Origin of the sequence: Murinocardiopsis flavida, assembly GCF_003014485.1 — a bacterium.
GTDB lineage: Bacteria > Actinomycetota > Actinomycetes > Streptosporangiales > Streptosporangiaceae > Murinocardiopsis > Murinocardiopsis flavida.
In genome coordinates this window covers 430,588-456,023 of sequence record NZ_PYGA01000001.1, presented here as the reverse complement: position 1 = coordinate 456,023, position 25,436 = coordinate 430,588, and the positions used below count along the sequence as shown (strand labels likewise).

The 25,436-nt window shown below is 74.5% G+C and carries 19 protein-coding genes; 10 read left to right on the top strand and 9 right to left on the bottom strand.

What is annotated here, in order from left to right; genetic code table 11:
* Positions 1-26 precede the first annotated feature (26 nt).
* Positions 27-1,232: an L-2-hydroxyglutarate oxidase gene (gene lhgO, locus CLV63_RS02000; RefSeq protein WP_106581089.1), complete on the bottom strand. Its 1,206-nt coding sequence runs from the start codon at positions 1,230-1,232 to the stop codon at positions 27-29.
* Positions 1,233-1,415: 183 nt separating this feature from the next.
* Between lhgO and CLV63_RS01995 the strand changes: the two genes are divergently transcribed.
* The 3 genes from CLV63_RS01995 to CLV63_RS01985 all read left to right on the top strand — a co-directional run bounded on the left by CLV63_RS01995 (position 1,416) and on the right by CLV63_RS01985 (position 4,988).
* Positions 1,416-2,096 carry an SDR family NAD(P)-dependent oxidoreductase gene (locus CLV63_RS01995; RefSeq protein ID WP_106581088.1) on the top strand — a complete coding sequence of 227 codons (681 nt, stop codon included), beginning with the start codon at positions 1,416-1,418 and terminating at the stop codon, positions 2,094-2,096.
* A gap of 317 nt (positions 2,097-2,413) precedes the next feature.
* Complete coding sequence (locus CLV63_RS01990; protein ID WP_106581258.1) at positions 2,414-3,097, top strand: class I SAM-dependent DNA methyltransferase; 684 nt, start codon at positions 2,414-2,416, stop codon at positions 3,095-3,097.
* A gap of 79 nt (positions 3,098-3,176) precedes the next feature.
* Positions 3,177-4,988: a SpoIIE family protein phosphatase gene (locus CLV63_RS01985; protein ID WP_170134121.1), complete on the top strand. Its 1,812-nt coding sequence runs from the start codon at positions 3,177-3,179 to the stop codon at positions 4,986-4,988.
* Between the two features lie 245 nt (positions 4,989-5,233).
* Here the strand turns inward: CLV63_RS01985 and CLV63_RS01980 are convergent, their stop codons facing one another.
* Entirely contained in the window at positions 5,234-8,623 is a 3,390-nt protein-coding gene (locus tag CLV63_RS01980) for an AfsR/SARP family transcriptional regulator (RefSeq protein WP_106581086.1), read from the bottom strand.
* Positions 8,624-8,741: 118 nt separating this feature from the next.
* On the opposite strand from CLV63_RS01980, the gene wrbA reads away from it, so the two are divergent.
* Complete coding sequence (wrbA, locus tag CLV63_RS01975) at positions 8,742-9,383, top strand: NAD(P)H:quinone oxidoreductase (RefSeq protein ID WP_106581085.1); 642 nt, start codon at positions 8,742-8,744, stop codon at positions 9,381-9,383.
* Positions 9,384-9,473: 90 nt separating this feature from the next.
* A complete protein-coding gene (locus CLV63_RS01970) occupies positions 9,474-10,415 on the top strand; it encodes an arylamine N-acetyltransferase family protein (protein ID WP_211301095.1) in 942 nt (313 codons plus the stop codon).
* Between the two features lie 54 nt (positions 10,416-10,469).
* On the opposite strand, the gene CLV63_RS01965 is transcribed toward CLV63_RS01970, so the two are convergent.
* Positions 10,470-11,306: a TIGR03619 family F420-dependent LLM class oxidoreductase gene (locus tag CLV63_RS01965; RefSeq protein ID WP_106581083.1), complete on the bottom strand. Its 837-nt coding sequence runs from the start codon at positions 11,304-11,306 to the stop codon at positions 10,470-10,472.
* A 636-nt stretch (positions 11,307-11,942) separates the two neighbouring features.
* Between CLV63_RS01965 and CLV63_RS01960 the strand changes: the two genes are divergently transcribed.
* A complete protein-coding gene (locus tag CLV63_RS01960; RefSeq protein WP_245928522.1) occupies positions 11,943-14,819 on the top strand; it encodes a helix-turn-helix transcriptional regulator in 2,877 nt (958 codons plus the stop codon).
* Positions 14,820-14,893: 74 nt separating this feature from the next.
* Positions 14,894-15,874, top strand: coding sequence for an alpha/beta fold hydrolase (locus CLV63_RS01955; protein ID WP_245928521.1), 981 nt, complete (start codon positions 14,894-14,896; stop codon positions 15,872-15,874).
* Between the two features lie 114 nt (positions 15,875-15,988).
* Here CLV63_RS01955 and CLV63_RS01950 read toward each other — a convergent pair whose 3' ends face one another.
* Entirely contained in the window at positions 15,989-16,987 is a 999-nt protein-coding gene (locus CLV63_RS01950) for an ABC transporter substrate-binding protein (protein WP_170134120.1), read from the bottom strand.
* A gap of 124 nt (positions 16,988-17,111) precedes the next feature.
* Here CLV63_RS01950 and CLV63_RS01945 point away from each other — a divergent pair, with 124 nt between their 5' ends.
* Entirely contained in the window at positions 17,112-17,939 is an 828-nt protein-coding gene (locus CLV63_RS01945; protein ID WP_170134119.1) for a siderophore-interacting protein, read from the top strand.
* 24 nt (positions 17,940-17,963) lie between these two features.
* On the opposite strand, the gene CLV63_RS01940 is transcribed toward CLV63_RS01945, so the two are convergent.
* A complete protein-coding gene (locus CLV63_RS01940) occupies positions 17,964-18,755 on the bottom strand; it encodes a PIG-L deacetylase family protein (protein WP_106581080.1) in 792 nt (263 codons plus the stop codon).
* Positions 18,756-19,090: 335 nt separating this feature from the next.
* Here CLV63_RS01940 and CLV63_RS01935 point away from each other — a divergent pair, with 335 nt between their 5' ends.
* Positions 19,091-20,983: an ABC transporter ATP-binding protein gene (locus tag CLV63_RS01935; protein ID WP_106581079.1), complete on the top strand. Its 1,893-nt coding sequence runs from the start codon at positions 19,091-19,093 to the stop codon at positions 20,981-20,983.
* A gap of 18 nt (positions 20,984-21,001) precedes the next feature.
* On the opposite strand, the gene ku is transcribed toward CLV63_RS01935, so the two are convergent.
* Positions 21,002-22,075, bottom strand: a complete 1,074-nt coding sequence (gene ku, locus CLV63_RS01930) for a non-homologous end joining protein Ku (RefSeq protein ID WP_245928520.1) — start codon at positions 22,073-22,075, stop codon at positions 21,002-21,004.
* Between the two features lie 86 nt (positions 22,076-22,161).
* Between ku and ligD the strand changes: the two genes are divergently transcribed.
* On the top strand, positions 22,162-23,034 hold the full coding sequence (gene ligD, locus CLV63_RS01925; RefSeq protein ID WP_106581077.1) for a non-homologous end-joining DNA ligase: 873 nt from the start codon (positions 22,162-22,164) through the stop codon (positions 23,032-23,034).
* An 18-nt stretch (positions 23,035-23,052) separates the two neighbouring features.
* Here the strand turns inward: ligD and CLV63_RS01920 are convergent, their stop codons facing one another.
* The 3 genes from CLV63_RS01920 to CLV63_RS01910 all read right to left on the bottom strand — a co-directional run bounded on the left by CLV63_RS01920 (position 23,053) and on the right by CLV63_RS01910 (position 25,419).
* A complete protein-coding gene (locus tag CLV63_RS01920; protein WP_170134118.1) occupies positions 23,053-23,697 on the bottom strand; it encodes a GntR family transcriptional regulator in 645 nt (214 codons plus the stop codon).
* Between the two features lie 77 nt (positions 23,698-23,774).
* Positions 23,775-24,737 (bottom strand): D-2-hydroxyacid dehydrogenase, encoded by a 963-nt coding sequence (locus CLV63_RS01915; protein WP_106581075.1) that lies wholly within the window; start codon positions 24,735-24,737, stop codon positions 23,775-23,777.
* A gap of 4 nt (positions 24,738-24,741) precedes the next feature.
* Entirely contained in the window at positions 24,742-25,419 is a 678-nt protein-coding gene (locus CLV63_RS01910; RefSeq protein WP_106581074.1) for an HAD family hydrolase, read from the bottom strand.
* Positions 25,420-25,436 lie beyond the last annotated feature (17 nt).

Below are 25,436 nucleotides of genomic sequence, written 5' to 3'. Positions count from 1 at the left end.
CAGGCGCGGCGGCAGGTCAGGTCAGGTCAGCGCAGCTCCAGCACCTCGTCCACGAGGTAATCGGCGATCGCCAGCGACGAGGTCGCGGCGGGCGACGGGGCGTTGCGGACCGAGCTGACGCGCCCGCTCGTGTCGACCGCGAAGTCGTCGAGCAGCCGCCCGGCGCGGTCGAGCGCCTGCGCCCGCACCCCCGCCGGGGCGGGGCGCAGGTCGGCGGCGCGCACCTCGGGAACCAGGCGCCGCGCCTCGCGCGCGAATGCGGCCCGCGACGCCGCGACCGCCATCTCGCGCGCGCCCACCGTCCAGTTCCGGCGGGCCAGCCGCCACATGCCCGGCCAGCGCAGGGTGTCGGCGAGGTCGCGCGCCGCGAAGTCGCGAAAGCGGTAGCCCTCCCGCGCGGTCGCGAGGACGGCGTTGGGCCCCGCTTTCACCTCGCCGTGGACATGCCGGGTCAGGTGGACGCCCAGGAACGGGTAGCGGGGGTCGGGCACCGGGTAGACCAGGCCGCGGACGAGGTGCCGCCGGTGCGGCGCGAGTTCGAGGTACTGGCCGCGGAAGGGCATGATCGCCGGCTCGCGCGGCGCCCCTGCCATCTGCGCCAACCGGTCGCTGTGCAGCCCGGCGCAGATGACGAGGCTGTCGAAGTCCCAGCGGAGCCGCCGCCCGGAGGCGCCGGTCAGGACCGATGCGGAGTCGGTGGTCTGCCGGACGCCGACCACCGGCGCGCCGGTGACGACCCGCCCGCCGGTCAGCCGGACGTCCTCCGCCATGGCGGCGGCGACCGCGGCGAAGTCGGTCACCGCGGTGTGCGGGGAGTGCAGCCCGGAGACGCCGGCGACGTGGGGTTCGAGGTCGCGCAGTCCGCCGGGGCCGACCCGCCGGACGCCGGGGACGCCGTTCTCCCCGGCGCGCACCTCGATCCCGTCGAGCCGCGCGGCGTCCTCGGCGTTCGCGGCGACCAGGATCTTGCCCAGTTCCTGGTAGGGGATGCCGTGCTCCGCGCAGTAGTCGCGCAGCCGCACCGCGCCGCTGCGGCACAGGCGGGCCTTCAGCGAGCCCGGCCGGTAGTACAGGCCGGCGTGCACGACCCCGCTGTTGCGGCCGGTCTGGTGCGCCGCGACCCGGTCCTCCTTCTCCAGGACGGTCACCTGCGCGCCGTCGCGGCTCAGCCGCCGCGCCAGCGCCAGTCCGACGATCCCGGCCCCGATGATCCCGATCCGGTTTCCCGCCATGTCCCGGCCCCCTCCGTGTCCGTCGGCAGCGCCCTGTGGGACGGACCCTATCCAGTGGCGGCGGTCCGGTCCGCGGGCGGGATCCGGTGCGGTGCGGCGCGCGCCGGGTTGGCGGCGCCGGGTCCGGTGGGCCACAGTGGGGGCGTCATCGACGGACTCAGTGGTGCGACGTGGAGGATGCGCATGGGCGGGACCGCGCTGGTCACCGGCGGTACGGGCGGACTCGGGACCGCGGTGGTGCGGGCGATGCTGGCCGCGGGCCGGCGCGTCGTCGTGCCGTGGATCGTGCCGGAGGAGCGGGCGCTCTGGACCCCGGAACCAGGGCTCGAACTGGTCCGCGCCGACCTGTTCGACGCCGACGACGCGGCGGAGTGCGTGCGTGTCGCGGCGGCGGACCCGGAGCGCCCGCTCAATGCGGTCGTGAACCTGGTCGGCGGTTTCGCCATGGGCGCTCGCGTGCACGAGACGAGCGAGGCGGACTTCCGGCGGCAGATCGAGCTGAACGTGCTGCCGACGTTCCTGGTGTCGCGGGCGGCGCTGCCGTACCTCGTCGACGGCGGGGGCGGGTCGATCGTGTGCGTGTCGAGCCGTGCGGCGGTGCGCCCGTTCCCCGGCGCCGTCGGGTACATCACCGCGAAGTCCGCCGTCCTGGGGCTGGTGGGCGCGCTGGCGGCGGAGTACGGCAAGGACGGGATCCGCAGCAACGCCCTGCTGCCGGGGATCATCGACACCCCGGCGAACCGGGACGCCCAACCGGACTCGGACCGTGCGGGGTGGGTGCCGCCCGAGCGGATCGCGGAGACCGTGGTGTTCCTCTGCGGGGAGGGGTCGAGCGCCGTCAACGGCGCCCACCTGACCGTGTGAGCGCCCGGCGCGCCACGGCCGCTCCGACCCGTTTCCGCGGGGTAGGGCAAAACGGAATTCGCGGTGATATGCGTCAAATCGGGCTTTTGTCATGTTATGTGGGCAAGAGTGGCTGGTGGTTTTTCGGGTGAGTAAGATCGCTGCGATAAGTCCTGAAAAGGGATGTGGTCCCAGCCCTTTCGGGTGATGTACACAAGAGAAGGCGTCTGCGCGAGTGCGCCGCAGCGGGCGTGGTCGAGCCGGGCCCCGACCCGCCGCGTCCCCGCCTCGCCCGCGCCCACGAGCGCGACGTCCCGCATGGACTGGAGCACCTGACGATGCTGGGCAACGACGACGACGGCGACAAGCCCGACTCCGACGTGCGCTCCTGGGTCGACCGCCAAGCCGCGCAGGCGGCGGCGTTCGACGACATCGGCGAACGCTACGACGAGGCGTTCCCCGCCAAGGAGGGCCAGCTCGCCGCCGTCGAGCCGCTGATCTGCGGGCTGCCGCCGGGGAGCAGCGTGCTCGACATCGGCTGCGGCACCGGCGTGCCGACCATGCGCCGCCTGACCGAGGCGGGCCTCCGGGTCACCGGAACCGACATCTCCCCGGTCATGCTCGAACTCGCACGGAGCAACGCGCCGAAAGCCGAGCTGGTCGAGGCCGATATGGTCGACCTCGACCCCGATACGGGGCAGTACGATGCTGTCGTCGCGTTCTTCTCGGTGCTCATGCTGCCGCGCGACCGCATTCCGGAGACGCTCGCCCGCATCCGCAGGGCGCTGGTGCCAGGAGGGATGTTCTGCGTATCGATGGTCGAGGCCGACGTCGACGACACCCCGATTCCGTTCCTCGGCAACGACATTCACGTCACCGGCTATCTGCGCGACGAATTGCGCACCTTACTGACCAGTGCCGGATTCAGCATCGAGGTCGAGAACGCCGTTGTCTACGCACCCAATTCCACCCAGGCATACCCGGAGGTGCAGTTGTTCGTCACCTGTCGGCGCGTCGACTGACCCGCCCTTCCCACACGAAGGCATGAAGCCGGAGCGCGGCCCGAGCCGCCGAACCGACCCAGTGCAGGGGGACGCGCTGATGGACCAGCAGACGGGCGCGCAGCGCCCGCCGCACGATACCGCCGCGGAGCGGACGGCCGGTGGCGATCCCGTCACCCCGCCCGGCGGCGCCAACGTGCTGCCCACCCGCGACGCGCAGCGTGCCGTGCTGCGCGACCGCCTGCACTTCCTGAACGACGCCACCCGGCTCATCGGGACGACGCTCGACATGGAGCACACCGTCCGCGAACTCGCCGCGGTCCTGGTTCCCGAACTCGCCGACGTCGTCACCGTCCACCTCATCGAGGCGCTGCTCGACCAGCACCAGCTCGAACGCGACATCCCCATCGGGGCGCCTGCGCCCGACGTGCTGCTCCGCCGGGTGGCCGTGCTGCACACCGAGGACGAGGGAAGCTGGCTCGGCATCGCCCCCGAGGGCGGCGTGCACTCGCCGCGCGAGACCAGCCCCCTGCGGCGGGTCATGACCGAGGCGAAGCCGGTGCTCATCCCGCGGATCGACAGCGAGACCGCGCAGGTGCTGCGGACCCACCTCGACACCGACCCCGCGACGGCGGCCCTGCTCGACGAACGGTCCCTGCTCGCCGTGCCGCTGTACGTCCGGGGCCGGATCCTGGGCGCCGCCATCCTGCTGCGCGGCGGCGACCGCCCGGCGTTCGACGAGGTCGACACCCTGATCGTGCGCCAGCTCGCCGCGCAGGCCGGGCTCGGGGTCGACAACGCCCACCTGTACCGCACCGAGGCCACCGTCGCCGACGCGCTCCAGCGCAGCATGCTGCCCACGCTGCCGCGCCGCCTGGGCAGTGTGGAGCTCGCCGACCGCTACCTGAGCGCCAGCCAGACCAAGGTCGGCGGCGACTGGTTCGACGCCATCCGGCTGCCCGGCGGCCGGGTCGCCCTGGTCGTGGGCGACGTCATGGGGCACGGGCTGCGCTCGGCCGCCGTCATGGGCCAGTTCCGTACGGCCGTGAGCACGCTCGCGGCGCTCGACCTGCCGCCCGAACAGGTGCTGCGGCACCTCGACGACCTCGCCCAGCAGCTCGGCGCCAACCACCTCGCCACGTGCATCTACGCCGTCTACGACCCCGTGTCGCGGCGCTGCACGATCGCCAACGCCGGGCACATCCCGCCGCTGCTGCTGCGCCGCGACGGCCGGGCCGAGATCCTCGAACCGCCCACAGGGGCGCCCATCGGCGTCGGCGGGGTCGCGTTCGAGTCGGCCGACATCGCCGTGGCGGACGGCGACGTCCTGGTCCTGTGCACCGACGGACTCGTGGAGGTGCGCGGCGAGGAACTCGGCAAGGGCCTCTCCGCGCTCCGCGACGCCCTCAGCGGGCCGAACCGCTCGCTCGACGTGATCTGCGACGACCTGCTCGCCACACTCGACGGCCGCGAGCGCGAGGACGACATCGCCCTCCTGTCGGCGCGCATGCGCGGGGTCCCGCAGGGCAACGTCGCGAGCTGGTTCCTCCAGCCCCGCGAGACCACACCGGCCCGCGTCCGCCGCATCGTCCGCTCCACGCTCGAAGCGTGGGACCTGTCCGAGGTCAGCGACATCACCGAACTCCTCGCGACCGAACTCGTCACCAACGCCGTCCGGCACGCCACCAAGCCGATCCAGTTCCGGATGCTGCGCACCGACGCGCTGCTCTGCGAGGTCACCGACGACGACCACCGCCGTCCCGTCCTGCGCCACGCCGCCGACACCGACGAGGGCGGGCGCGGCCTGCAACTGGTCAGCAGGCTCGCCGAACGGTGGGGCAGCAGCGGCACCCCCAGCGGCAAGGTCGTCTGGTTCGAGCAGCACCTGCCGTCGTCCGACCCCCTGCTGTGAGCGACGCCCGCCGCGATGCGTTGACATCGGGGGGCGGGTTTCGGCCCGGTGCAGACCGGGTTTGCGGCCTCAGCTCCGCGCCGGGGTACAGGCCAAGAGCGCCCTTTCCCCAGCGGACCTGGGCGCCGTCTCCTGGGGTAAGGGACGCCCTCGCCTCCGGACGTCTGCGCTTGCTTCGCGCGGCGGCAGCTCTCCCCCCTCACCAGAGGGCACCAGGGTCGTGAAACGCCGTCACACTCGTGCGGTCATGGACCCGTGCCGGCCCGCGTCCGCTCCTCAGGTCCCATCGCGCGGCCGTGCTCGAAGGCGGCCGCGAACCCGGTGTCGCCGAGCACCTCGTTGACCGCCGCCGAGACGCGGTCGACGTCGCCGCGCTCCTCGACGGGCAGCGGCGCGCCCACCGACTCGCGTGCGGCCGCGGCGGCGCCCAGCAGACGCGCGGCCCGCTCGTACGCACCCGTCAGAGCGGCCACCCCGGCCGCCCCCTCCAAGCTGAGCGCGACCGCCCGCGGGTCGCCGCTCTCCTCGGCCACTGCGAGCCCCGCGGCGTGCCACCCCTCGGCGGCAGCGGCGTCGCCGCGCAGTTCGGCGACGAATCCCAGTTCGGTCAGTGTCAGGGCGACCCCTGGCTGGTACGCCGTGCGGCGGTTCCAGTCGAGGAGCCGCTGAAGATACTCCTCGGCGGCGTCGAACCGCCCCTGCCGCCGGGCGCTCAGCGCGAGGCCGGTCTCGGCGAACGCCGTACCTGAACCGTCCGCCTGCTCCGCCGCGAGCCGCCGCGCCTGCTCGTGGAGGTCGTCGGCGCTCTCGAAGTCCCCGGCGAGCAGGGCCAGCCGCCCCAGCTTGGCCAGCTGTTCGGAGACCGAGGGCCACAAGCGCAGCTCCTCGGCCATGGTGAGCGACCGCCGGTGCAGCTCCGCTGCCAACGCGTGGTCGCCGGTGATCTCCGCCAGCGTGGCGCGCGGCTTCGCCGCGTACACCTGGCCCCAACGGTCGCCCAGCGCCTGGAACAGCGACTCGCCCGCCTCGCTGTCACGGCCCGCGGTCGCGAGGTCGCCCTGAACGAGCGCGAGATCGGCCCGGGTGCTCAGCGCCGCCGCGATCCCCCACCGGTCCGAACGCGCCCTGAACACCGCGAGCGCCTCGTCCACCAGCCGCACCGTGCCCGAGAGGTCCCCGGAACCCGAGCGGCAGAACGCCAGCAGCCACAGCGCCCGCGCCCGGCCGTCCGGGTCGTCGAGCCCGTCGTAGCACTCCAGCGCCGCCTGGGCCTGCGGGACGGGATCGGACTCGTAGGTCATGAACGCGATACCCGCCGACCACGACATCGCCGCGGCGCGCGCGGAATCGGGCGCATCGCCGTCCCGGCCCAGCGCCGCGCACAGCGACCTGCGGGCCTCGCCAAGGCGCCCGCGCAGCAGCCAGTACCACGCGAGGGCGTTCACCAGCCGCAGCGCGAGCGGCACGGATCGGCGCCGCACCGCAGAGTCGATCGCCGCGCGCAGGTTCCCCTCCTCCGCGTCCAACCGCTCCAACCATTCGCGCTGCCCGTGGCCGCGAAGCAGCGGCTCCGCACGCTCGGCCAGCCGCGCGTAGAACTCCGCGTGCCGGGCCTGCACCGCGTCGGCCTCCCCGGCTTCGTCCAAGCGGCCCAGGCAGTACGCGGCGACGGATTCGAGGAGCCGGTAGCGCTTTCCCACCCGTCCACCCGCAACGGAGGCGCGAGGCGCTACGGCATCTTCTTCCCGTCGCCCGCCGCCCTCCCGTCGCCCGCCACCACCCTCAATGGGGGCGCGAGGCGCCGCGGAATTCTCTCCCGATCGCCCGCCGTCCTCGGCCGGCGGGGGCTCGGCGGTGTCGACGGCGATGACGAGTGAGCGGTCGATCAGCCGCGCGAGCAGGTCGAGGACGTCGGCGGCGGGGACTTCGCCGCCGGCGCAGACCTCCTCGGCCGCGGCGAGCGTGCAGCCGTCGGCGTGGACCGCGAGTCGGCGCAGGACCGCCTGTTCCTCGGGCGGCAGGAGTTCCCAGCTCCAGTCCATCATGGCCCGCAGCGTCTGCTGGCGGGCCGGAGCGTTGCGGTTTCCGGCGGTGAGCAGCTGGAACCGGTCGTCGAGCCGGGCCGCGAGGTCGTGGACTCCGATGGCCCGTACCCGGGTCGCGGCGAGCTCCAGCGCGAGCGGGATCCCGTCGAGCCGGCGGCAGATCGCCGCGACGGCGTGCGCGTTTCCCGGGTCGAGGGCGAACCCGGGGGCGGCCGCCGCCGCGCGCGCCGTGAACAGCCGGACGGCGGGCGTCCGCGCGAGCGCCTCGGGACCGGCGGCGGGATCGGGCAGGTCCAGGGGCTGCACCGGGTGGACGAGTTCGCCGGGCAGCCCCAGCGGCTCCTGGCTGGTGGCGAGGACGCGCACCTCGGGCGCCGAGCCGAGCAGCGACCCGGCGAGCGCGGCCGCGGCCTCGACCACGTGCTCGCAGTTGTCCAGGACCAGCAGGAGGCTCTTGGCGCGCAGCGCACCGGTCAGCCGGTCGACCGGCCCGATGTACTCGCCGCCGTGCGGGACGCCGAGCCCCGCGTCCTCGCGGATCCCCAGCACCGCCGACACCGCCCCGGCGAGGGTCTCGACCGTGGTGGCGCCATGGCGCCGCGACGCCAGCTCGACGAGCCACACACCGTCCGGGAAGTCGTCCGCGGCCTGGGCCGCGGTCTCGACGGCGAGGCGGGTCTTGCCCACGCCGCCCGGCCCGGACAGGGTGACCAGCCGCCCGGCGGCGAGCCGCGCGCGCACATCGGCCATGGCGCCTTCGCGGCCGACCAGGCCGCCGTGCGGCTCGGCGAGCAGCGGTGCCGGGAGGTTGGTCCGGGGGCGGGCGGCGGGAGCGGGCGCAGCCTGGAGTCCGGGGTCCTGCTCCAGGACCGCCTGGTGGAGCCGCATTAGCTCGGGGCCGGGGTCGACGCCCAGTTCGGCGCGCAGGTGGCCGCGCAGCCGGTCGAACTCCGCCAGCGCCTCGCTCTGCCGCCCGGACTGGTAGAGGGCGCGGATCTGGGCGGCGCGCAGCCGTTCCCGCAGCGGGTACCGCTCGATGAGCGCGCCGAGTTCGCCGGTGAGGAGCCGGTGCGCACCGAGTTCGAGCCGCGCCTCGGCGAGGTCCTCCACCGCCGTGATGCGCTGCTCCTCCCACCGGGTGACGGCGGCCCGCGCGAACTCCTCGTCGGCGAACTCGGCGCACACGGGCCCGCGGAAGAGCGCCAGCGCCTCGGCCAGGAGTGCCGCGCGCTCCGCGGGTTCGGCGCCGCCCGCCGCGGCGGTGAGCGCGGCGAACCGCCCGGTGTCGACCGCCTCGGCCGCGACGCGCAGCGCATAGCCCGCCGGCCGCGACTCGACCAGGGCGCGGCCGCCCGGCTCGATGCCGTCGAGGACCCGCCGGAGCTGCGAGACCTTCGCCTGGAGCGCGCCCGCGGGGTTGCCGGGGAGGTCGTCGCCCCAGAGGTCGTCGATGAGCCGGTCGGCGGGGACCGGCCGCCCCTCGTGCAGCAGGAGGTCGGCGAGGAGGGCGCGCACCTTGGCGCCCGGTACCCGGACCGGCGCTTCGTCAGGACCCCAGACGGCGAGTGGTCCGAGCACCCCGAATCGCATGCCGCCAACGCTAGCCGACCGCGGCCGGGTCGGCCGACCGTAAGCCGGCGGTCAGTGGGCGGTAAGCGCCGCGGGACACGGTGGAACCGGACCACGACAGCGAAAGGGAAGCGACACCATGGCCATCGAAGACACCAGGATCGCGGTCATCTACTACTCCTCCACCGGCAACATCCACCGGCTCGCCGAGGCGTTCGCCGATGGTGTCGCGGACATGGGGGCGGAGGTGCGGTTGCGCCGGGCGGCCGAGCTCGCGCCGGACGCCGCTGTGGACGCGAATCCGGCGTGGCGCGCCCATCTCGACGCCACCGCGCACATTCCCGCGGTCGCCCATGAGGACCTCACCTGGGCTAACGGGTACGCGTTCGGGACGCCGTCCCGGTTCGGCAACATGGCCTCGCAGCTCCGGCAGTTCCTGGACACGACGTCGGCGCTGTGGGAGGCGGGGGAGATGGCGGAGAAGGCCGTCACCGCGTTCACGGGCAGCTACGAGGTCCACGGCGGCCAGGAATCCACCCTGCTCTCGCTGTACAACACGATGTACCACTGGGGGTGCGTCGTGGTGCCCACCGGATACGTCGACTACGAGATCAGTAGCGCCGCAGGCGGCAACCCCTACGGGGTCAGCCAGACCGAGGGACTGGCCGCGGCGGACGCCGAGTACGCCAAGGCGGTGCTGGAGGCCGCCCGAACCCAGGGCGGCCGGCTCGCGCGGGCCGCCGCGGCGATGGCGGCCATGCGCGCCGCCCCCACCGGCTGAGCCCGCGCGCCGCGAAGGCGCCCCTCGCCGCACATCGGACCGCACCCGGTTCCGGCCCCACCCGGCCGACCCACACCCGTAGGAGCCAGCATGACCGCCACGACCACTATGACCGCCACGACCACTATGACCGCCACGACCACCGACCCCGGAGCAGACCCGGCGCACGGCGCCGACTACCGATGGGAGTCCGAACACCTCGACCTAAGCGCCTACCTGGCGCGCATCGGCTACAACGGGCCGCTGACCCCGGACCTGGAGACGCTGCGGGGCCTGAACCGGGCCCACGCCGCGGCGGTCCCGTTCGAGAACCTGGACATCATGCTCGGCGGCGCGATCGGGATCGACATCGGCAGCCTCCAGGCCAAGCTCGTCCGCGACCGCCGCGGCGGCTACTGCCACGAGCACAACACCCTCTTCGGCACCGTGCTCGACCGGATCGGGTTCCGCGTGACCGGGTTGAGCGCCCGGATGCTGTTCGGCGCGGAGCCGGAGGCGCTGCGGCCGGTCGGCCACACGATCCTGCGGATCGAGATCGACGGGGCCGACTGGATCGTCGACGTGGGCGTGGGCGGCAAAGGCCCGTTGGAGCCGGTGCCGCTCGCCGACGGCGCCGAGTCGCGCCAGGGCGGGTGGACGTACCGCGTCGACCGGTCGCCCGGCGGCTGGTGGATGCTGAGCGTGCGCGAGCCGGGCGGGTGGTTCACCCTGTACAAGTTCACCCTTGAGCGCTACTACCGCGCCGACTTCGCCGACCACAACTACATCGCCTCGACCCACCCCAGGTCGCCGTTCACCAGGATGGTCGTGGCCCAGCGCAACGGGCCCGACGTCCGCTACGGCCTCGCCGGCCGCACGCTGATCACGACCCCGGCCGACAGCGAGCAGCGGGAGCGCGAGATCGACCCCGAGGAGCTGCCGCACGTCCTCCGGTCGATCTTCGGCCTGCACCTGGCGGAGTGGCAGGAGCGCGAACTCGTCCGCGTCGTCGCCGAGGCACCCGACGGGCAGGAGTTGACGGGCGGCGATTGACGGGCGGCAGGTGATGGGCTGCTGGGGCCCGCCCGCGGGCGGGCCCCAGTGGCGTCAGCCGGTAGGCCCGCGTTCGGCGCCCGCGTACCGGCTCGCCTCGGCGAACTCGGCCATCCGGTCGTGGGCGCCCGCCTCGGGGCCGAACCAGACCGCCACGGAGTCGGCGCCCGCCTCGGCGAACGCGTGCACCTCGGCAACACGCTCCGCGAGTTCCGCCGCACCGCCCCGCCACGCGATCCGGGCGCCCACCCGAAGGGGGCGGTCGGTGAGCTCGCGGAGCCGGCCGACGTGCCGGGCGAACTCCGCGGGGGCGAGGCCGACACCCTGCCACTCGTCGGCGTGCTCCGCGGCCCGCCGCAGCGCGCGGTCGGACATCCCGCCGACCATGATCGGGACGCCGGACGCGGGGATCGGGGCGAAGGCCCCGGCGTCGTGGCCGTAGTACCGGCCGGTGAACGGGCCGCCGCCGCGGAACAGGTGCCGCAGCAGCGTGATCGCCTCGTCGGTGCGGGCGCCGCGCGTGGCGAAGTCGGACCCGACGGACGCGAACTCCGTGCGGTCCCACCCGACACCGACACCGAGCGTGAACCGCCCGCCGCTGAGGCGGTCGAGTGTTGCGGCCTGCTTCGCCACGACGAACGGGCTGCGCATCGGCAGCACGAGGACGGAGGTGCCGAGGCGCAGCGTGCTGGTCGCCGCGGCCAGGTAGGACAGGGTGACGAGCGGTTCGTACACCCCGCCGTAGGAGTCGTTGTACTCGACGGGCGGCAGGAGGTGGTCGGGCAGCCACGCGGCGGCGTATCCCAGCCGTTCGGCAGCGGTGCCGAGGCCGATCAGCGTCCCCGGGTCCATCGCAGGCGACTCGTCCGGGAGGACGACGTGGAGTTCCATGGCGATCCGTTCTACTGGCCCCGCTCGGTCGGAGCCGACGGTATGCCCTCACATTGGTGTGAGGGTCAACCCGGTGTGCGGACGATCACCCGGACCCGTGCGGCAGCCGCACACGGGATCGCACACGGAATGTGTTCTCGGCGCAGCGGCGGCAGCACCGCCGATCATGGGCGCCTCCCGCGGGCGGCCCGCCCGGTCGGGCGGGGCAGGCGGGCCGACGAGCGGCGGCTATACCAGTTCCTGCCCGATCCTTTACCGAACTGGCAGGTTTCCCACCGGCTGATCGGGCAGATCCACATTAGGCCCGCCCTGGCTCCGCGGACTGGGGGGAACGCGTTGAGCCGGGCGGCGCCTCAAACGCCATGGGCGCCGCATGCGAGTGCCATCGGCCGCCGGGTTTCGTGATCGCACGAACCCCGGCGGCCGAGCTGTGTCAGCGGTCCGCGACCGGAGGCGGTCCGGCCGCTCAGCGCCACCGATCCGGCGATGACCGGCACGGGCCCCGTCCGGCGGGCGAGCGCCGCCCCCGCCCCGGGGTTCCGCCATGCGGGAACCGGCCGGTCGGCGCGTGCCGCCGAAGGGTAGGCTGCTCCGGGCGCCGCCCCGCGCCGTACGGGCAGGGACGAAAGGACCGCGGTGGAGCACGCAGGACTGGTGGGGCGCGGTCCCGAGGCGGCGGCGATCCGCCGCTTCCTCGACGGTGTCCGGGACGGATCCGGCGGTGCCCTCGTGGTGCGCGGCGAGCCGGGTGTCGGCAAGACGGCGCTGCTCGACCTCGCAGCAGGCCTCGCCGGCCCCATGACCGTCCTGCGCGCGGCGGGTGCGGAGCAGGAGTCCGGTCTGGCGTTCGCCGGCCTGCACCAACTGCTGCGTCCCGTCGCGGGGGCCGTCGACGGGCTGCCCCCGGTGCAGCGCGACGCCGTCCGCGGCGCGCTGGGGCTCGGCGGGTCGGGCAGCGACGACCGCTTCCTGGTGTCGGCCGCCGTCCTCTCGCTGCTCGCCGACGCCGCTGCGGGGAGCGGCCTGCTGTGCCTCGTCGACGACTTCCAGTGGCTGGACCGGGCGTCGGCGGATGCCCTGCTGTTCGCGGCCCGCCGCTTGGGCGCGGACGGTGCCGGGCTGCTCATCGCGGTGCGCGACACACCGGCGGCGCGGCACACCCTTCGCGGCGTCCCCGAGATCCACGCGGACGGGCTGGGGCCGGCGGAGTCCGCCGGACTCTTCGCGGCGCGCGCGGCTGCACCGCCCGCCGACCCCGTTGCCGCGCGGGTCGCCGCCGCGACCGGCGGCAACCCGCTCGCCATCGGTGAGATCGCGCGGTTGCTGACCGCGGAGCAGGCGGCCGGCCGCGCCCCGCTGCCCGACCCGCTCCCCGCGGGGGATGCCATCGGCGCGCTCTTCGGCGACCGGATCCGGGACCTGCCGGCCGACACCCGCACACTGCTGCTCGCCGCCGCGCTGGACGGCCGCGGCGACTCCGCCGTGGTCCTCGACGCCGCCCGGCGGCTCGGTTCGGGCCCCGAGGCATTGGCCCCCGCCGAGGCCGTCGGACTCCTGTCGGTGGCGGACGGCGTGCTGCGGTTCCGCCATCCCCTGATCCGCGCGGCCGTGGCGGCGCAGGCAGACCCCGCCCGGCGGCGGCACGTCCACGGCGTCCTCGCCGACCTGCTGAGCGGGGCGGATGAGGACCGGAGCGCCCGGCACCGCGCCGCAGCGGCGGTGGCACCCGACGAGGCGACCGCCGGGGCCCTCGCGGCCTCGGCCGCGCGCGCCAGGGCCCGCGGCGGCTACGCCGACGCGGGCGAGGCGCTGGGTCGCGCGGCCGACCTGACCCCCGACCCCGGCGAACGCGCGCTCAGGCTCGTCGCCGCGGCCGAGGCGTCCTGGCTGGGCGGGCGCGTCGGACACGCCCAGAGCCGGCTCGCCGAGGCGCGCGAGACCGCGGCGGAGCCGGGCCTGGTGGCCGAGGCCGCCCAGCTCGGCGGCCGATTCGAGCTCATCTCGGGTGACGCCGCCGAGGCGCAGCGGGTCTTCCTCGATGCCGCGGTGCGCCTTGCGGACGCCCCGGCTGACACCGGCGGCGGCCCCCGTCCCGGGCGCGCCTCGCTGCTGGTCTCCCTGCTCAGCGATGCCGGTGAGGCGGCCTCGCAGGTGGGCGACCTGGCCACGTTCGCCGCCATCGGCGGGTACGCGGCGGCACTCCCGGACGAGGACGAGGACACCGGAGGGGCGGGGGCCGGCAGGGTCGCCGATCCCCGCTTCCTGCGCACGGTCCTGGTGGGGGTCGGCGAGATGCACAGCGGCGCGGCCGCCCGCGGCGCCGGGCGGCTGCGGACGGCGCTCGCCAGGATCCGGGAGAGCGGTGACCCTCCCGGCGGAACCGGCACCGCACCGGTCGGCGCGACGGAGCTGCTGTGGGCGGCGGCTGCGGCGAGCCTGCTCGGCGAGTTCGACAGCGCGGCGCGGTTCGCCGCACGGGCCGGCCGGGTGGCGCGCGTCTCCGGGATGACCGGCACACTGCCGGCGGTCCTGGAGTACGCCGCCACGGGGGAGCGGATGAACAGCGGGTTCGCGCTGAGCGCCGCCATCTCCGCGGAGGGGCTGGCGCTGGCGCGCGAGTCCGGGGCCGCCAACTCAGCGGCGGCGCACCTGGCGAACCTCGCGGTGGTCGCCGCGCTGCGCGGCAGGGAGGACGAGTGCCGCGCGGCCGCCGACGAAGCGCTCGCCATCGCCATACCGCACCGGGTCGGCCTGCGGGTCGGCGCGGCGTCCTACGCGCTGGGCCTGCTCGACCTGGGCGCGGGCCGGTTCGCGCGCGCCCATGAGCGCCTGGCCGCACTCGCCGAGGCAGGGCCCGGCACGGGCCACCCCGTCATCGCGTGGACGGCGGCCGGCGACCGGGTCGAGGCCGCGGCCGCGGCCGGTGACCCCGCCGCGGCCCGCGAGGCGACCGGGTTCCTCCAGCGCTGGTCAGCGGGCACGGCCGCCCCGCGGTCGCGTGCCCTCCTGCTCCGATGCCGCGCCATCTGCGCCGACGACCCCGCTGCCGTCCCGCTCTTCGAGGAGGCGCTCGCGCTCCTGGCGGGCGAGAGCGGCGCCGAATACGAGCGCGCCCGTACGGCGCTGCTGCTCGGTGAGCGGCTGCGCCGCGCCCGCCGGACCGGCGCCGCCCGGACGCACCTGCGCTCCGCAGCGGAGGCGTTCGGCCGGATCGGCGCGCGACCGTGGGAGCAGCGGGCCCGCAACGAGCTGCGGGCGGCCGGCGGGTCAGCGGACCCGGGCGGCGCCGCGGCGGCGGACGGCGCCGCCGCGCTCGACGCGCTGAGCCCGCAGGAGCTGCGAATCGCCCGGCTGGTCGCGGACGGCGCGTCGAACCGCGATGTCGCGGCGCGGTTGTTCCTCAGCCCGCGCACCGTCGAGTACCACCTGTACAAGGTGTATCCCAAGCTCGGTGTGGCCTCCCGTACCGAACTGTCCCTGCTGCTGGCGCGCCTGGGCGCTGCGGGCGCGTGAGGCGGGGCGCACCGGTGTCCGACGCCAGTGGTCCTACGGATGGCGGCCCCGGCATCCGCTGCCAAGGTCGTCCCATGAGGACGAACGGGAACACCGCAGCAGGTACGGCAGGTACGGCGGCACGGGAGGACGCGGACATGGCGGTGCAGGAGCGGTTGGTCCGGACGCGGGGCATCGAACTGTGGACGGAGGAGTTCGGCGATCCGGCGCACCCGCCGCTGCTCCTCATCATGGGGTCCATGGCGCCGGGGCCGATGTGGCCGGACGGGCTGGTCGGGCGGATCGCCGCGGGCGGCCGCCGGGTGATCCGCTACGATCACCGCGACACCGGGCGGTCGACCGCGTGCGACTTCGCGGCGGCCCCCTACACCTGGGTGGACATCAAGGACGACGTCCTGGGCCTGCTGGACGCGCTCGGTATCGAGCGTGCCCACCTGGTCGGACATTCCGCCGGCGGCCTGCTCGCCCAATGGGTCGCGGCGGAGCGCCCCGAGCGGGTGGCGACACTGACCGCCATCGCCGCCTCGCCGCTGGGCCGAGGCGAGGGCGAGGTGCTCGTGCGCGCCCTCATGGGGGAGGAGCAGCCCTCCGGCAGCCTGCCGGCGCCCCTCCCCGCTTTCACCGAGCTGTTCGCCGGTGCAGCGGCGGCTCCGCAGCCCGCCACACGGGCCGAGCTGGTCGAACTCCAGGTCGAGGCGGCGCGGGTGCTGCACGGCACGGCCCTGCCCTTCGACGAGGAGGCGCAGCGGCGGGTGGAGGAGCGCCTGTTCGACCGAGCCCGCGACCCGTGGGCGTTCGGGAACCACCGCCGCGCCGCGGGCGCGGCCCCCGGTTGCGAGCCGGTGGGCGCGCTGGGTGCGGTGACCGCGCCGACCCTGGTCGTCGAGGGGTCGCACGAGCCGGTGAAGCCGGGGCATGGCGCCCGCATCGCAGCGGAGATCGCCGGGGCGCGGCTGCACATCGTCGAGGGGATGGGGCACACGCTGCCGGAGGAGGCGCACGCCGAACTCGCCGAACTGATCCTGGCGCACACCGCTGCCGGACCGCCGGCGTAGTACGGCCGAGGCCCGGCCACGCGCCCCCGGTCCGGCCCGAAGACGTCCGGGGGAGAGTGCCCCGCTCCCGAAGACCACGGCCCGGAACGGCACGTCCTCGGGCCGGGCGCGGGACTACAGGCGGTCGGCGTCGTTGATCTCCCCGGCCAGCCGGGTGACGACCCCCGCGTACCTGTCGTAGCTGTAGGGGGTCTCGACCTCCCATGCGCCGACCTGGTCGGCTTCGACCGCGGGCAGCTTGCGCCACGTGCCGATGTCGGCGAGTTCCGCGGGGGTCACCTTGCCGGGGCGGGAGTCCTGGAGCAGCAGGTCGGTCGGGTACTTGTCGGCCTCTTCCCAGCTGAGCTGCTCGAACGAGTCCTTCACCGGAGCGTCGGTCTCGGGGAAGCGCACACCGTGGCGGGTGAACAGGCCGAGTTCGGCGCTTGCCGCGGCGTTGCCGACGAAGAAGTCGGCCTCGTTCGCCGAGACCGCCGTGACGCGCAGGTCGGGGTTCGCGTCGACGGCGTCGTCGAGCCCCGCCAGGGCGTCCTCGAAGGAGTCGCGGGCGGCGACGATCTTCGGGCTCTCGGCGTCGACACCGAGTGCGACCGCGAGGTCGGCGGTCTTCTTCAGGGACTTCTCCGACTCGACGCCGGTGACCTGGATGGCCGCGATGGGCGCCACCGCCTCGATCTGCGCGGTCTTGTCCTCGGGCAGGTACCACAGCAGGTCGTCGTAGGCGTGGGTGACGATCAGGTCGGGTTCGACCTCGGCGAGGCGCTCGATGCCCAGTTCGCCGTAGGTCTCGCTGAGCACCTCGACCTTCTCGGTGTCGACGTCGCCGATCTGGGGTGCGCGGTCGTCGCCGGTCCCCTTCACCGGGCCGAACACGCCGACCACCTCGAAGCCGTAGTCCCACAGCGCCGCGGCGACCCCGGAGTAGGCCACCACGCGGGTCGGCCGCTCGGGCAGCTCCACGGCGACGTCGCCGTCACCGCTGTCGCCGAACCGCCAGTCGCCCGACCGGTCCTCCGGCGCGGGCGCCCCGCAGGCGGCGAGCAGGGTGCCGCACGCGGCGAGGGCGAGCAGGTCGCGTGCCGTGCGCCGGGTCGGTCTCGGTGCTGGCCTCATGGCCGCCTTCCGTCGGAGGGGGAGCGGGTACGGGAGCGGCGCCGGGCGCGGCGCCGCGGTCGCGTCGGCCGGTACCCGGCGGCAGGCCGTTGACCCCGCCCTCGATAATATGGTTAGCCTAACCTTGGCGTATTCCTCGGTCCGGTTCGACCCCGAGTTGGAGCACATGAGCACCGCAGCACCTCTCCAGCAGTCCCGCGACGCCGACCGCGCCATGGGTGCCACGGTCGTCGCCAACCGGGCGCTGAACGCCCACATGACCCGCGTCACCCTCACCAGCCCCGACCTCGACCGCTTCGCCTACCGCGGCCCCGACCAGCTCGTGCGGATCTTCCTGCCCCCGGAGCCCGGTGCGCCGCTCGAACTCCCCCGCGGCGAGCAGTGGTGGCCGGAGGTCAAGGCGCTGCCCGAGCACCGCCGCCCCGTCGTGCGCAACTACACGGTCCGCGGAATCGACTACGCCAGCCGCGAGCTCGACATCGACTTCGTCCTGCACGGCGACGCCGGGCCGGCGTCGCGGTGGGCGCTGCGCGCCCGGCCCGGCGACCGGTTGGGCCTGCTCAGCGACGGCGCCCGCTACCTCCCGCCCGGCGACACCGACTGGCAGCTGCTGGTCGGCGACGAGACCGCCCTCCCCGCCGTCGCCGCGGCGACCGAGGCGCTCGACCCCGGGGTGCGCGCGATCGTCGTCCTCGAAGTCGCCGACCGGTCGGCCGAGATCCCCATCGACGTCCCCGCGGGGGCCGACCTCACCTGGCTGCACCGGGGCGACCGCCCGTTCGGCGCGCCGGCGGTCGACTTCGTGCGCGGCACGGCCCTGCCCGGCGGTGTGCCCTACGTGTGGGCGGCGGGGGAGTCGTCACTCGCCACAGGGGTGCGGCGGCACCTCGTCAACGAGCGGGGATTCGCCAAGGACCGGATCTACTTCTGCGGGTACTGGCGCGCCCAGTAGCGCCCGCCCGCGGCAGGGGCCTGCTCAGGCGCGCTCGGCGATGTCCGACGCCGGGGCGCCCGACCTGGTCGCGCCGGCCTCGACGAACCACTCGCGCCCCAGCAGCAGCCCGAACAGCGGCACGGGCAGGCGCACCAGCACCCGCATGACCGGCGCGACCCGTCCGCTGCCGGTCACCTCGGACCGGTGCGCGGCGAGCGCGGCCTGCTTCTGCCGGGCGTACCCGCGCACCGCGATCCGGTGCGTGATGGCGGAGCCGGGGCTGTAAGCGGCGAGCAGCGCCTCAGTGTCGAAGCGGAACGGGATCCGCAGTGCGCGGATCAGCCGGACCAGGCGCGCCACGACGTCGCGCGGCATCGTCGCCTCCAGCACGCGTGAGACCCCGGCGAGCTCCGCGGCGCGCTTGCCGACCTCGTGCACCTTCACGTGGTCGGGGTGGCCGTAGCCGCCGTTGGGGTCGTAGCCGAGCAGCACCGCGGCGTCCTCCTCGCGGAGCACCTCGGCGAGCCGCCCGACCGCCTCCTCGGTGCCGGCGCGCACGAAGCGCGCCCGGTCCGGCGGGTCCGGGTAGAGCACCGGGCCGTGCCCGCTGGAGGCGTAGCCGAGGTGCACGACCCGTTCGACACCGAGGACCGCGGCGCTCGCGCGCAGTTCGCCCATGCGGGGGGTGTCCCCCTCGGGTGCCTCGTCCATGAGGCCGTCCGTGGCGACCACGATCACGGTCCGGTGCCCCTCGGCCGAGGCGCGGGCGAGTGTGCCCCCGGTCAGCAGGACTTCGTCATCGGGGTGGGCGTGGAACGCCACGATGGTCGCCATCGCAGCAGTATGGCGGGCCCCGCGGCCCGCCGCAGCCGCGCACGGCGGCCCCGCGCTGCGCGGGGCGCGGCCACATCCGGCGGTGTTGGGGTGTGACCGTATCCCCGGCGCGCGGCCGCGGACGCGCGGGGCCGCCCGACGCCCCCGGCGGCGCATCCGAAAGACGCCGGTCGAACACGCGTCCGATACCCCGAACGCGCCGAAACCCGCTGGCGGTCCCCGGCGCGAGCGGACATCATCGCTGCTCCGACGATGCCCGCGATGGGAGACCCATGCGCTTTGCGCCGCGCCGCAGGAAACGCGTACCCGCACCCGCCCCGACACCGCAACCGCAGATGACGGTGTCGAAGTACCTGCCGTTCCTCGACGAACTCACCTCGACCTCGATGTGGCGCATGGCCACCCGGCTGCCCCGCCTCATCGGACTCGCGCTCGGCTGGGCGTGGCGGGCCGACCGGTGGGACACCGCGGCGACGATCGGGTTGAACCTGGCCGCCGGGGTGTTCACCGCCGTGGGCCTGTTCGCCGTCACCGGCGTGCTGGAGCCGCTGTTCACCGGCGGCCCGACCCCTGAGCGCGTCCAGGCGGCGCTGCCGTCCCTCGCGCTGGTCGCGGCGGCCTACGCCGCCCGAGCGCTGCTCCAGGCGGGGGCGGGGTGGGCGCAGGCCCGGCTGCGCCCGCAGGTCGAGCGCCGCACCGAACTGCACCTGTTCGACCTCACCAGCCGGATCCGGCTGGAGGCGTTCGACGACTCCGCCTTTAACGACACGATGTACCGGGCGCGCGACCGGGGCCAGTTCGAGGTGTCCCGCGTCATCACCTCCGCCGTCGACGTGCTGACCGGGCTGGTGAGCATCGTCGCGGCGGCGGGAGTGCTCGCTGTGCTGCACCCCGTGCTGCTGCCGCTGCTGGTGCTGACCGTTGTGCCCGACGGGTGGGCGGCGGCCCGCGCCGCGCGCATGCGCTACGAGCGGATCCGCGAGCTCACCACCGGGCGGCGCCGCAAATGGGCGCTGGGCGACATGCTCGCGTCCCGCGACTCGGCCGCCGAACTGCGGGCGTTCACCATGCGCGGCTTCCTCATCGACGAGTACACCCGCATCTCCGACATCGAGCGCGCGGCGATGCTCACTGTGGCGCGCAGGCAGACGACGACGCGGCTCGTGGGCGAGGCCGCGGGCGGGGTCGCCACCGCGGCGACGTTCGCGGCACTGGGGGCGCTGCTGGTCACGGGCGCGATGCCGCTGGCCGTCGCGGGGACCGCGGTCTTCGCGATCCGCACCGCGCAGGCGTCGCTGGCCACCCTGCTGTTCTCGCTGTCGACCACCTATGAGTCCGGGCTGTACTTCTCCGACTTCCTGGAGTTCTCCCGCCAGGCCGGCGGCCGGCTGCCCCCCGCACCGGACACCGAACCCCCCGGTGCGCTGGTCGAGGTGCGGGCGCGCGGGGTGGTGTTCGCGTACCCGGGTGAGCAGGCGCCCGCGCTCGACGGGGTCGACGTCGACATCCGCCGAGGCGAGGTGGTGGCGCTCGTCGGGGAGAACGGGTCCGGCAAGTCCACGCTCGCCCGGCTGCTCGCCGGTCTCTACACGCCGCAGGCCGGCGCCATCCGCTGGAACGGGGCCGACACCGCCGGGATGGACCCCGACGCGCTGCGGGGGCGTATCGGTCTCATCAACCAGGAGTACGCCCAGTGGCCCCTGTCGGCGGCGCGCAACGTCGCCATGTCCGCCGCGGCCGACGACGCCCGGCTGGGTGCGGCGGCCCGGCTCAGCGGCGCCGACGAGGTCGTCGCCGAGCTCGTGCACGGCTGGGACACCGTCCTGGACAAGCGGTTCGTGAACGGTGCGGACCTGTCGGGCGGGCAGTGGCAGCGCATCGCCTCGGCGCGCGGCCTGTACCGCGACGCCGACCTGCTGATCGCCGACGAGCCGACGGCGGCCCTCGACGCCCGCGCGGAGAAGCGGCTGTTCGAGAGCCTGCACGCGCACGCCCAGGGGCGCACGGTCCTGCTGATCACGCACCGGCTCGCGTCGGTCCGCATGGCCGACCGGATCTATGTGCTGGACAAGGGCCGGGTGGTCGAGCACGGCGACCACGCGCGGCTGATGGCGTGCGGCGGGCTGTACGCCGAGCTGTTCCGCATGCAGGCCGACGCCTACACGCACACCGGGGCGGCGCCGGCCGAGCCGCCGGAGGCGGTGGTGGCCGAGCCGCCGCGGCGGTGACGGCCCCGCCGGGCAGGGTCAGGACGCCCCGGCGAAGCGGCGCGACCCGGCGAGCGCGTCCTGGAGCTGGTCGCGGGTCATCGTGGAGCGGCCGGGGATCCCGGCCTTCGACGCCTCGCCCATCAGCTCCCGCTTCGTCATCGATTCGAGGTCCGCCGCCGAGGACTTCGTCCGCCCCGACCGCGTGCGCTTCGCGCCGGCCCCCGCCCCGGCCTTCGACCCCGCCTTCGACCCCGCCTTCGACCTCGGCTCCGAGGACTTGCCCGCCGTCTTCTTCCCCTTGGTGCCCTTGGCGGGGCGGTCGCCCTTGCGGTCGTCCTTCAGGCTGGCGCGCAGGGCGTCGGTCAGCTCCACGACCTTGTTCTCGCGCGGCGCGGGCCGCGAGGGGTGGTGCATCCGCCGTCCCGACGCCTTGGCCTGGATCAGCTCCTCCAGCCGCTCCTGGTAGCCGTCGGTGTACTCCTCGGGCCGCCAGGGTTCGGCCATGGCGTCGACGAGCTGCCCCGCCAGGTCGAGGTCGCGGTCGGCCACCGACACGTCGGGGAACGAGGGGACGATCTCGGCGGGGTCGCGGATCTCGTCGGGCCACCACAGTGTGCTGAGGGTCAGGACGCCGCTCTGCGGGCCGATGAGCACCAGGTGCTGGCGGTCGCGCAGCACCAGCGTCGACAGCGCCAGGCGCTCCTGCCGCTCCAGCACGGAGCACAGCAGCGTGTACGGCTTCGCGGCGGCCTTGGAGTCGGGCACGAGGTAGTAGGCGCCGTCGAAGTAGCGCGCCTCCACCGCCCCCGCGGGGACGAACCGCTCGACCTCCATGGCCTTGGACCGCCCCGGCGCGATCTCCTCCAGCTCCTCGCTCTCCAGGACCACGTACTCGTCCTCGTCGTCGATCGGCGCGCCCTTGACGATGTCGGCCGTCCGGACCTCCTCGCCGGTCTCCTCGTTGACCTTGCGGTACCGCACCCGGGCGTTGGTGTCGCGGACGAACTGGTGGAACTGGGGGCCGTGGCGCTGGTGCGCGTTGACGAGCCGCACGGGCAGCGAGACGAGCCCGAACGACAGCGTTCCCTTCCACACCGACCCAGCCGCCACGGCCGTCCTCCCCCCTCACGGTCCTCACCCCTTACTCGTGCCCTTCACCAGGTAAAACTCTCCTGTCAGCGGGTAAAGCCCCGGGTATGGAGACCCAGTGGACCGTCGGCGGCCGCACGGTGGCCGTGCACCGTCCCGGCAAGGAGATGTTCGGTCCCGGATCGGCGACAAAGGCCGACCTGGCCGGCTACTACGCCCGCGTCGCACCGTTGATGCTGCCGCTGGTGCGCGGCCGGCCGATGGCGGCGCAGCGCTTCCCGCACGGCATCGGCGGCGACGGGTTCTACGCCAAGCACCCGCACACACCGGAATGGGTGCGCACGGTGCTCGCCGGGGAGCGGACCATGGTGGTCTGCGACGACGCGGCCACCCTCGTCTGGTGGGCCGACCAGGCGGCGATCACGCTGCACACGTGGCTGTCGCGGACGCCCCGCCTCGGGTGCCCCGACCGCCTCGTCCTGGACCTCGACCCGCCCGGCGAGGGCGCGGCGGCGTTCGATGCGGCCCGCGCGGCGGCGCTGGACGTCCGCGCGGTACTGGACGACCTGGGGCTCGCGGCGTTCGCCATGATCACGGGTTCGCGCGGCGTCCACGTGGTCTCGCCGATCCGCCCGGAGCTCACCGACCGGTCGGCGCGCGACCTGGCCCGCATCATCGCCGAGCTCGCGGTGGCGCGGCGCCCGGCGGAGCTGACGACGCGGTTCCGCAAGCAGGCGCGGCGCGGCCGCGTGTTCGTCGACTTCCTGCGCAACGGGCGCGCCCAGCTCGCCGTGGCGCCCTATTCGGTGCGGGCGATCCCGGGCGCGCCGATCGCCGCGCCCGTGACCTGGGCCGAACTGGACGCGCTCACCACGGCGGGGGACTTCACCATCGCGTCGCGGCGCGAGCACTGCCCGTTCGCGGGCATGGCGCGCCACGCCCGCTCGCCACGCAAGGCCATCGACCGCCTACCCGGCTGAGCGGGCCCGGGGCGGGGGTCACGGCGCGGGGTCGGCCGCGGAGATCGTCTGCACGGAGTTCTGGAGGTGCCAGTCGATCTCGCGCAGGTAGTCGTCCAGGTCGCCGGCGCGCAGCAGGTCGGCCAGGCGCCGGTGGTGGTCGAGGATGATGTCGGGCGGGTCGTAGATGTTCTCGAACTTGTGGATGCACAGGAGGGTCTCGACGACCAGGGTGCCGAACATCTTGCTCATGCGCCGGCTGCCCGCGGCGTCGACGATGGTCTGGTGGAAGGTGAGGTCGGCGCGGGAGACGTCGGCCCACACGCGGTTGTCGAGCGCGACGCGCATGTCGCCGAGCACCCGCTCGAGGGCCGCCGCGAGCCGCACGTGGTCGCCGGTGAACACCACGCGCGCCGCCTCGCGCTCGACCGCCAGCCGGGCCCGGTAGACGTCGGCGATGTCCTCGATGCCGAGCTGGACGACGGAGGTCCCCCGGTTGCGCACCGAGGTGAGCAGCCCCTCCTGCACGAGCCGTTGGACCGCCTCGCGCACCGGCCCCCGGCTCATCTCCAGCCGCGCGGCCAGGTGTACCTCGTTGATCTGCTCTCCGGCGGCGAGGACGCCGTCGAGGATCCGCTCGCGCAGCAGATCGGCGATGAGGTCGGCGGTGCCTTGGGCTTTCATCGGTCCAACGGAGTCCAGCCCGCCCATCGTTGTTCTCCTCCCAGCGGTCGGCCGGGGCGTTCCGTCGTGGATCGCGTTCACACGACGAATCCCAGTTCCTTGCGGACGACGTTCAGCAGCGGCCTGCCGGACCTGAAGCGTGCGAAGTTGTCGAGAAAGACGCCGAGCAGGGAATCGCGCCAGCCGACGAAATCACCGGCCATATGCGGCGAGATAATAACATTCGGGCACCGCCACAATGGGTGCTCGGCGGGCAGCGGCTCGTCGTGGAAGACGTCGAGCGCCGCACCCGCGATGTCACCCCGGAGCAGCGCGGCGGTCAGGGCCTCCTCGTCGACGATGGGCCCCCGCGCGACGTTGATCAGCCGCGCGTCGGGCGCCATCGCGGCGATGGCGCCCGCGTCGAGCATGCCGCGGGTGCCGTCGGTGAGCGGTGCGGCCACGATCACATAGTGGTAGTCGCCGATGACGGCCCCCAGGTCGGCCTGGCCGTGCACCGCCGCGAACGTGGCGTCGCCGTCCCTGCGCGACCGGGCGACCGCGTCGACGCCCATTCCGACCCCGCCGAGCAGGGACCCGATGGCCCTGCCGATGGCGCCCGGGCCGACGACCAGCGCCCGCGCACCGCGGAGCCGCTCGGTCGGCCGGTGCTCCCACCGCCGCTCGCCTTGGCGGCGCAGCGTACCCGGCAGGTCCTTGGCGAACGCGAGCACCAGGCCGAGGACGTACTCGGCGATGGCGTCGTCGAGGACGCCGCGGACGTTGGTGACCACGACGTCGCTCGCGACGACCTGCGGGGTGAGGACGCGGTCGACACCGGCGCTGCTGACGTGCATCCACCGCAGCGCCGCGGCGCGCGGCCACGCGTCGGCGACCCCGCCCGCGGTGAAGGCCCACACGAGCAGCGCGTCGGCGCCGTCGATCGCGTCGGGCAGCTCCGCGGGGGTTGCGTACCGGATCGCCACGTCGGCGCCGGCGGCGATGGCGGAGAGGTCCGGCCGGGTGTCCTCGACCGCGACGGCGAGGGTCAGGGGTGCCATGCGGTCACCGGGCGTCGCCGAGGAGGGGCGGCAGCCCCGCCAGGTCGGGGATCTCGTCGTAGGGCTGGTAGGCGGCGCTGCCCGTGCGGTTGTAGCGGTTCACCCAGACCCGCCGGATCCCGTACTTCTTGGTCGGCATGATGTCGTACTCCCAGCCCTGGGCGGCGTGCGTGATCCGGTCCATGGACTGTGGCAGCACCGAGAACAGGTGCTGGAACGCCTGGTCGCGGGGCTTGTACGCGCCGGCCTGCTCCGCGGTGACCACGTAGTCGAACTCCACGCCGATGTTGGCCACGTGGTAGGGGATCAGGTCGTCGTCGCTGTTGGTGATGATGGCGATCTCGTAGCCGTTCTCCTTGAGCAGCCGGAGGGCGCCGGGCACCTCGGGGAACGCGGGGAACTCGCGGGCGCTCGCCATGAGCCGCTCGAAGTCCTCGTCGCGGAACACGACACCGTGCAGCAGCATGCACACTTCCAGGGACTCCCTGACGATATCGGCGTAGCGCCGGTAGGGCTGCGCGACACCCTGGAAGCGCATGACCCGCAGGTTGTCGAGGAACTCCGCGTGGTCGACGCCGACCTCGTCCAGCCGGTCGCGCACGATCGGCAGCGTGGCGCGGTTGAGGTCGAAGTCGACGAGGGTCCGGTAGCAGTCGAAGGTCACTACGGGCTTGTGGGCCATTGTCCTGATCTCCCCTA

Coding starts and splice junctions, on each gene's coding strand:
- lhgO (WP_106581089.1), bottom strand. CDS start 1,232: ATGGCGGGAAACCGGATCGGGATCATCGGGGCCGGGATCGTCGGACTG.
- CLV63_RS01995 (WP_106581088.1), top strand. CDS start 1,416: ATGGGCGGGACCGCGCTGGTCACCGGCGGTACGGGCGGACTCGGGACC.
- CLV63_RS01990 (WP_106581258.1), top strand. CDS start 2,414: ATGCTGGGCAACGACGACGACGGCGACAAGCCCGACTCCGACGTGCGC.
- CLV63_RS01985 (WP_170134121.1), top strand. CDS start 3,177: ATGGACCAGCAGACGGGCGCGCAGCGCCCGCCGCACGATACCGCCGCG.
- CLV63_RS01980 (WP_106581086.1), bottom strand. CDS start 8,623: ATGCGATTCGGGGTGCTCGGACCACTCGCCGTCTGGGGTCCTGACGAA.
- wrbA (WP_106581085.1), top strand. CDS start 8,742: ATGGCCATCGAAGACACCAGGATCGCGGTCATCTACTACTCCTCCACC.
- CLV63_RS01970 (WP_211301095.1), top strand. CDS start 9,474: ATGACCGCCACGACCACTATGACCGCCACGACCACTATGACCGCCACG.
- CLV63_RS01965 (WP_106581083.1), bottom strand. CDS start 11,306: ATGGAACTCCACGTCGTCCTCCCGGACGAGTCGCCTGCGATGGACCCG.
- CLV63_RS01955 (WP_245928521.1), top strand. CDS start 14,894: ATGAGGACGAACGGGAACACCGCAGCAGGTACGGCAGGTACGGCGGCA.
- CLV63_RS01950 (WP_170134120.1), bottom strand. CDS start 16,987: ATGAGGCCAGCACCGAGACCGACCCGGCGCACGGCACGCGACCTGCTC.
- CLV63_RS01940 (WP_106581080.1), bottom strand. CDS start 18,755: ATGGCGACCATCGTGGCGTTCCACGCCCACCCCGATGACGAAGTCCTG.
- CLV63_RS01935 (WP_106581079.1), top strand. CDS start 19,091: ATGACGGTGTCGAAGTACCTGCCGTTCCTCGACGAACTCACCTCGACC.
- ligD (WP_106581077.1), top strand. CDS start 22,162: ATGGAGACCCAGTGGACCGTCGGCGGCCGCACGGTGGCCGTGCACCGT.
- CLV63_RS01920 (WP_170134118.1), bottom strand. CDS start 23,697: ATGAAAGCCCAAGGCACCGCCGACCTCATCGCCGATCTGCTGCGCGAG.
- CLV63_RS01915 (WP_106581075.1), bottom strand. CDS start 24,737: ATGGCACCCCTGACCCTCGCCGTCGCGGTCGAGGACACCCGGCCGGAC.
- CLV63_RS01910 (WP_106581074.1), bottom strand. CDS start 25,419: ATGGCCCACAAGCCCGTAGTGACCTTCGACTGCTACCGGACCCTCGTC.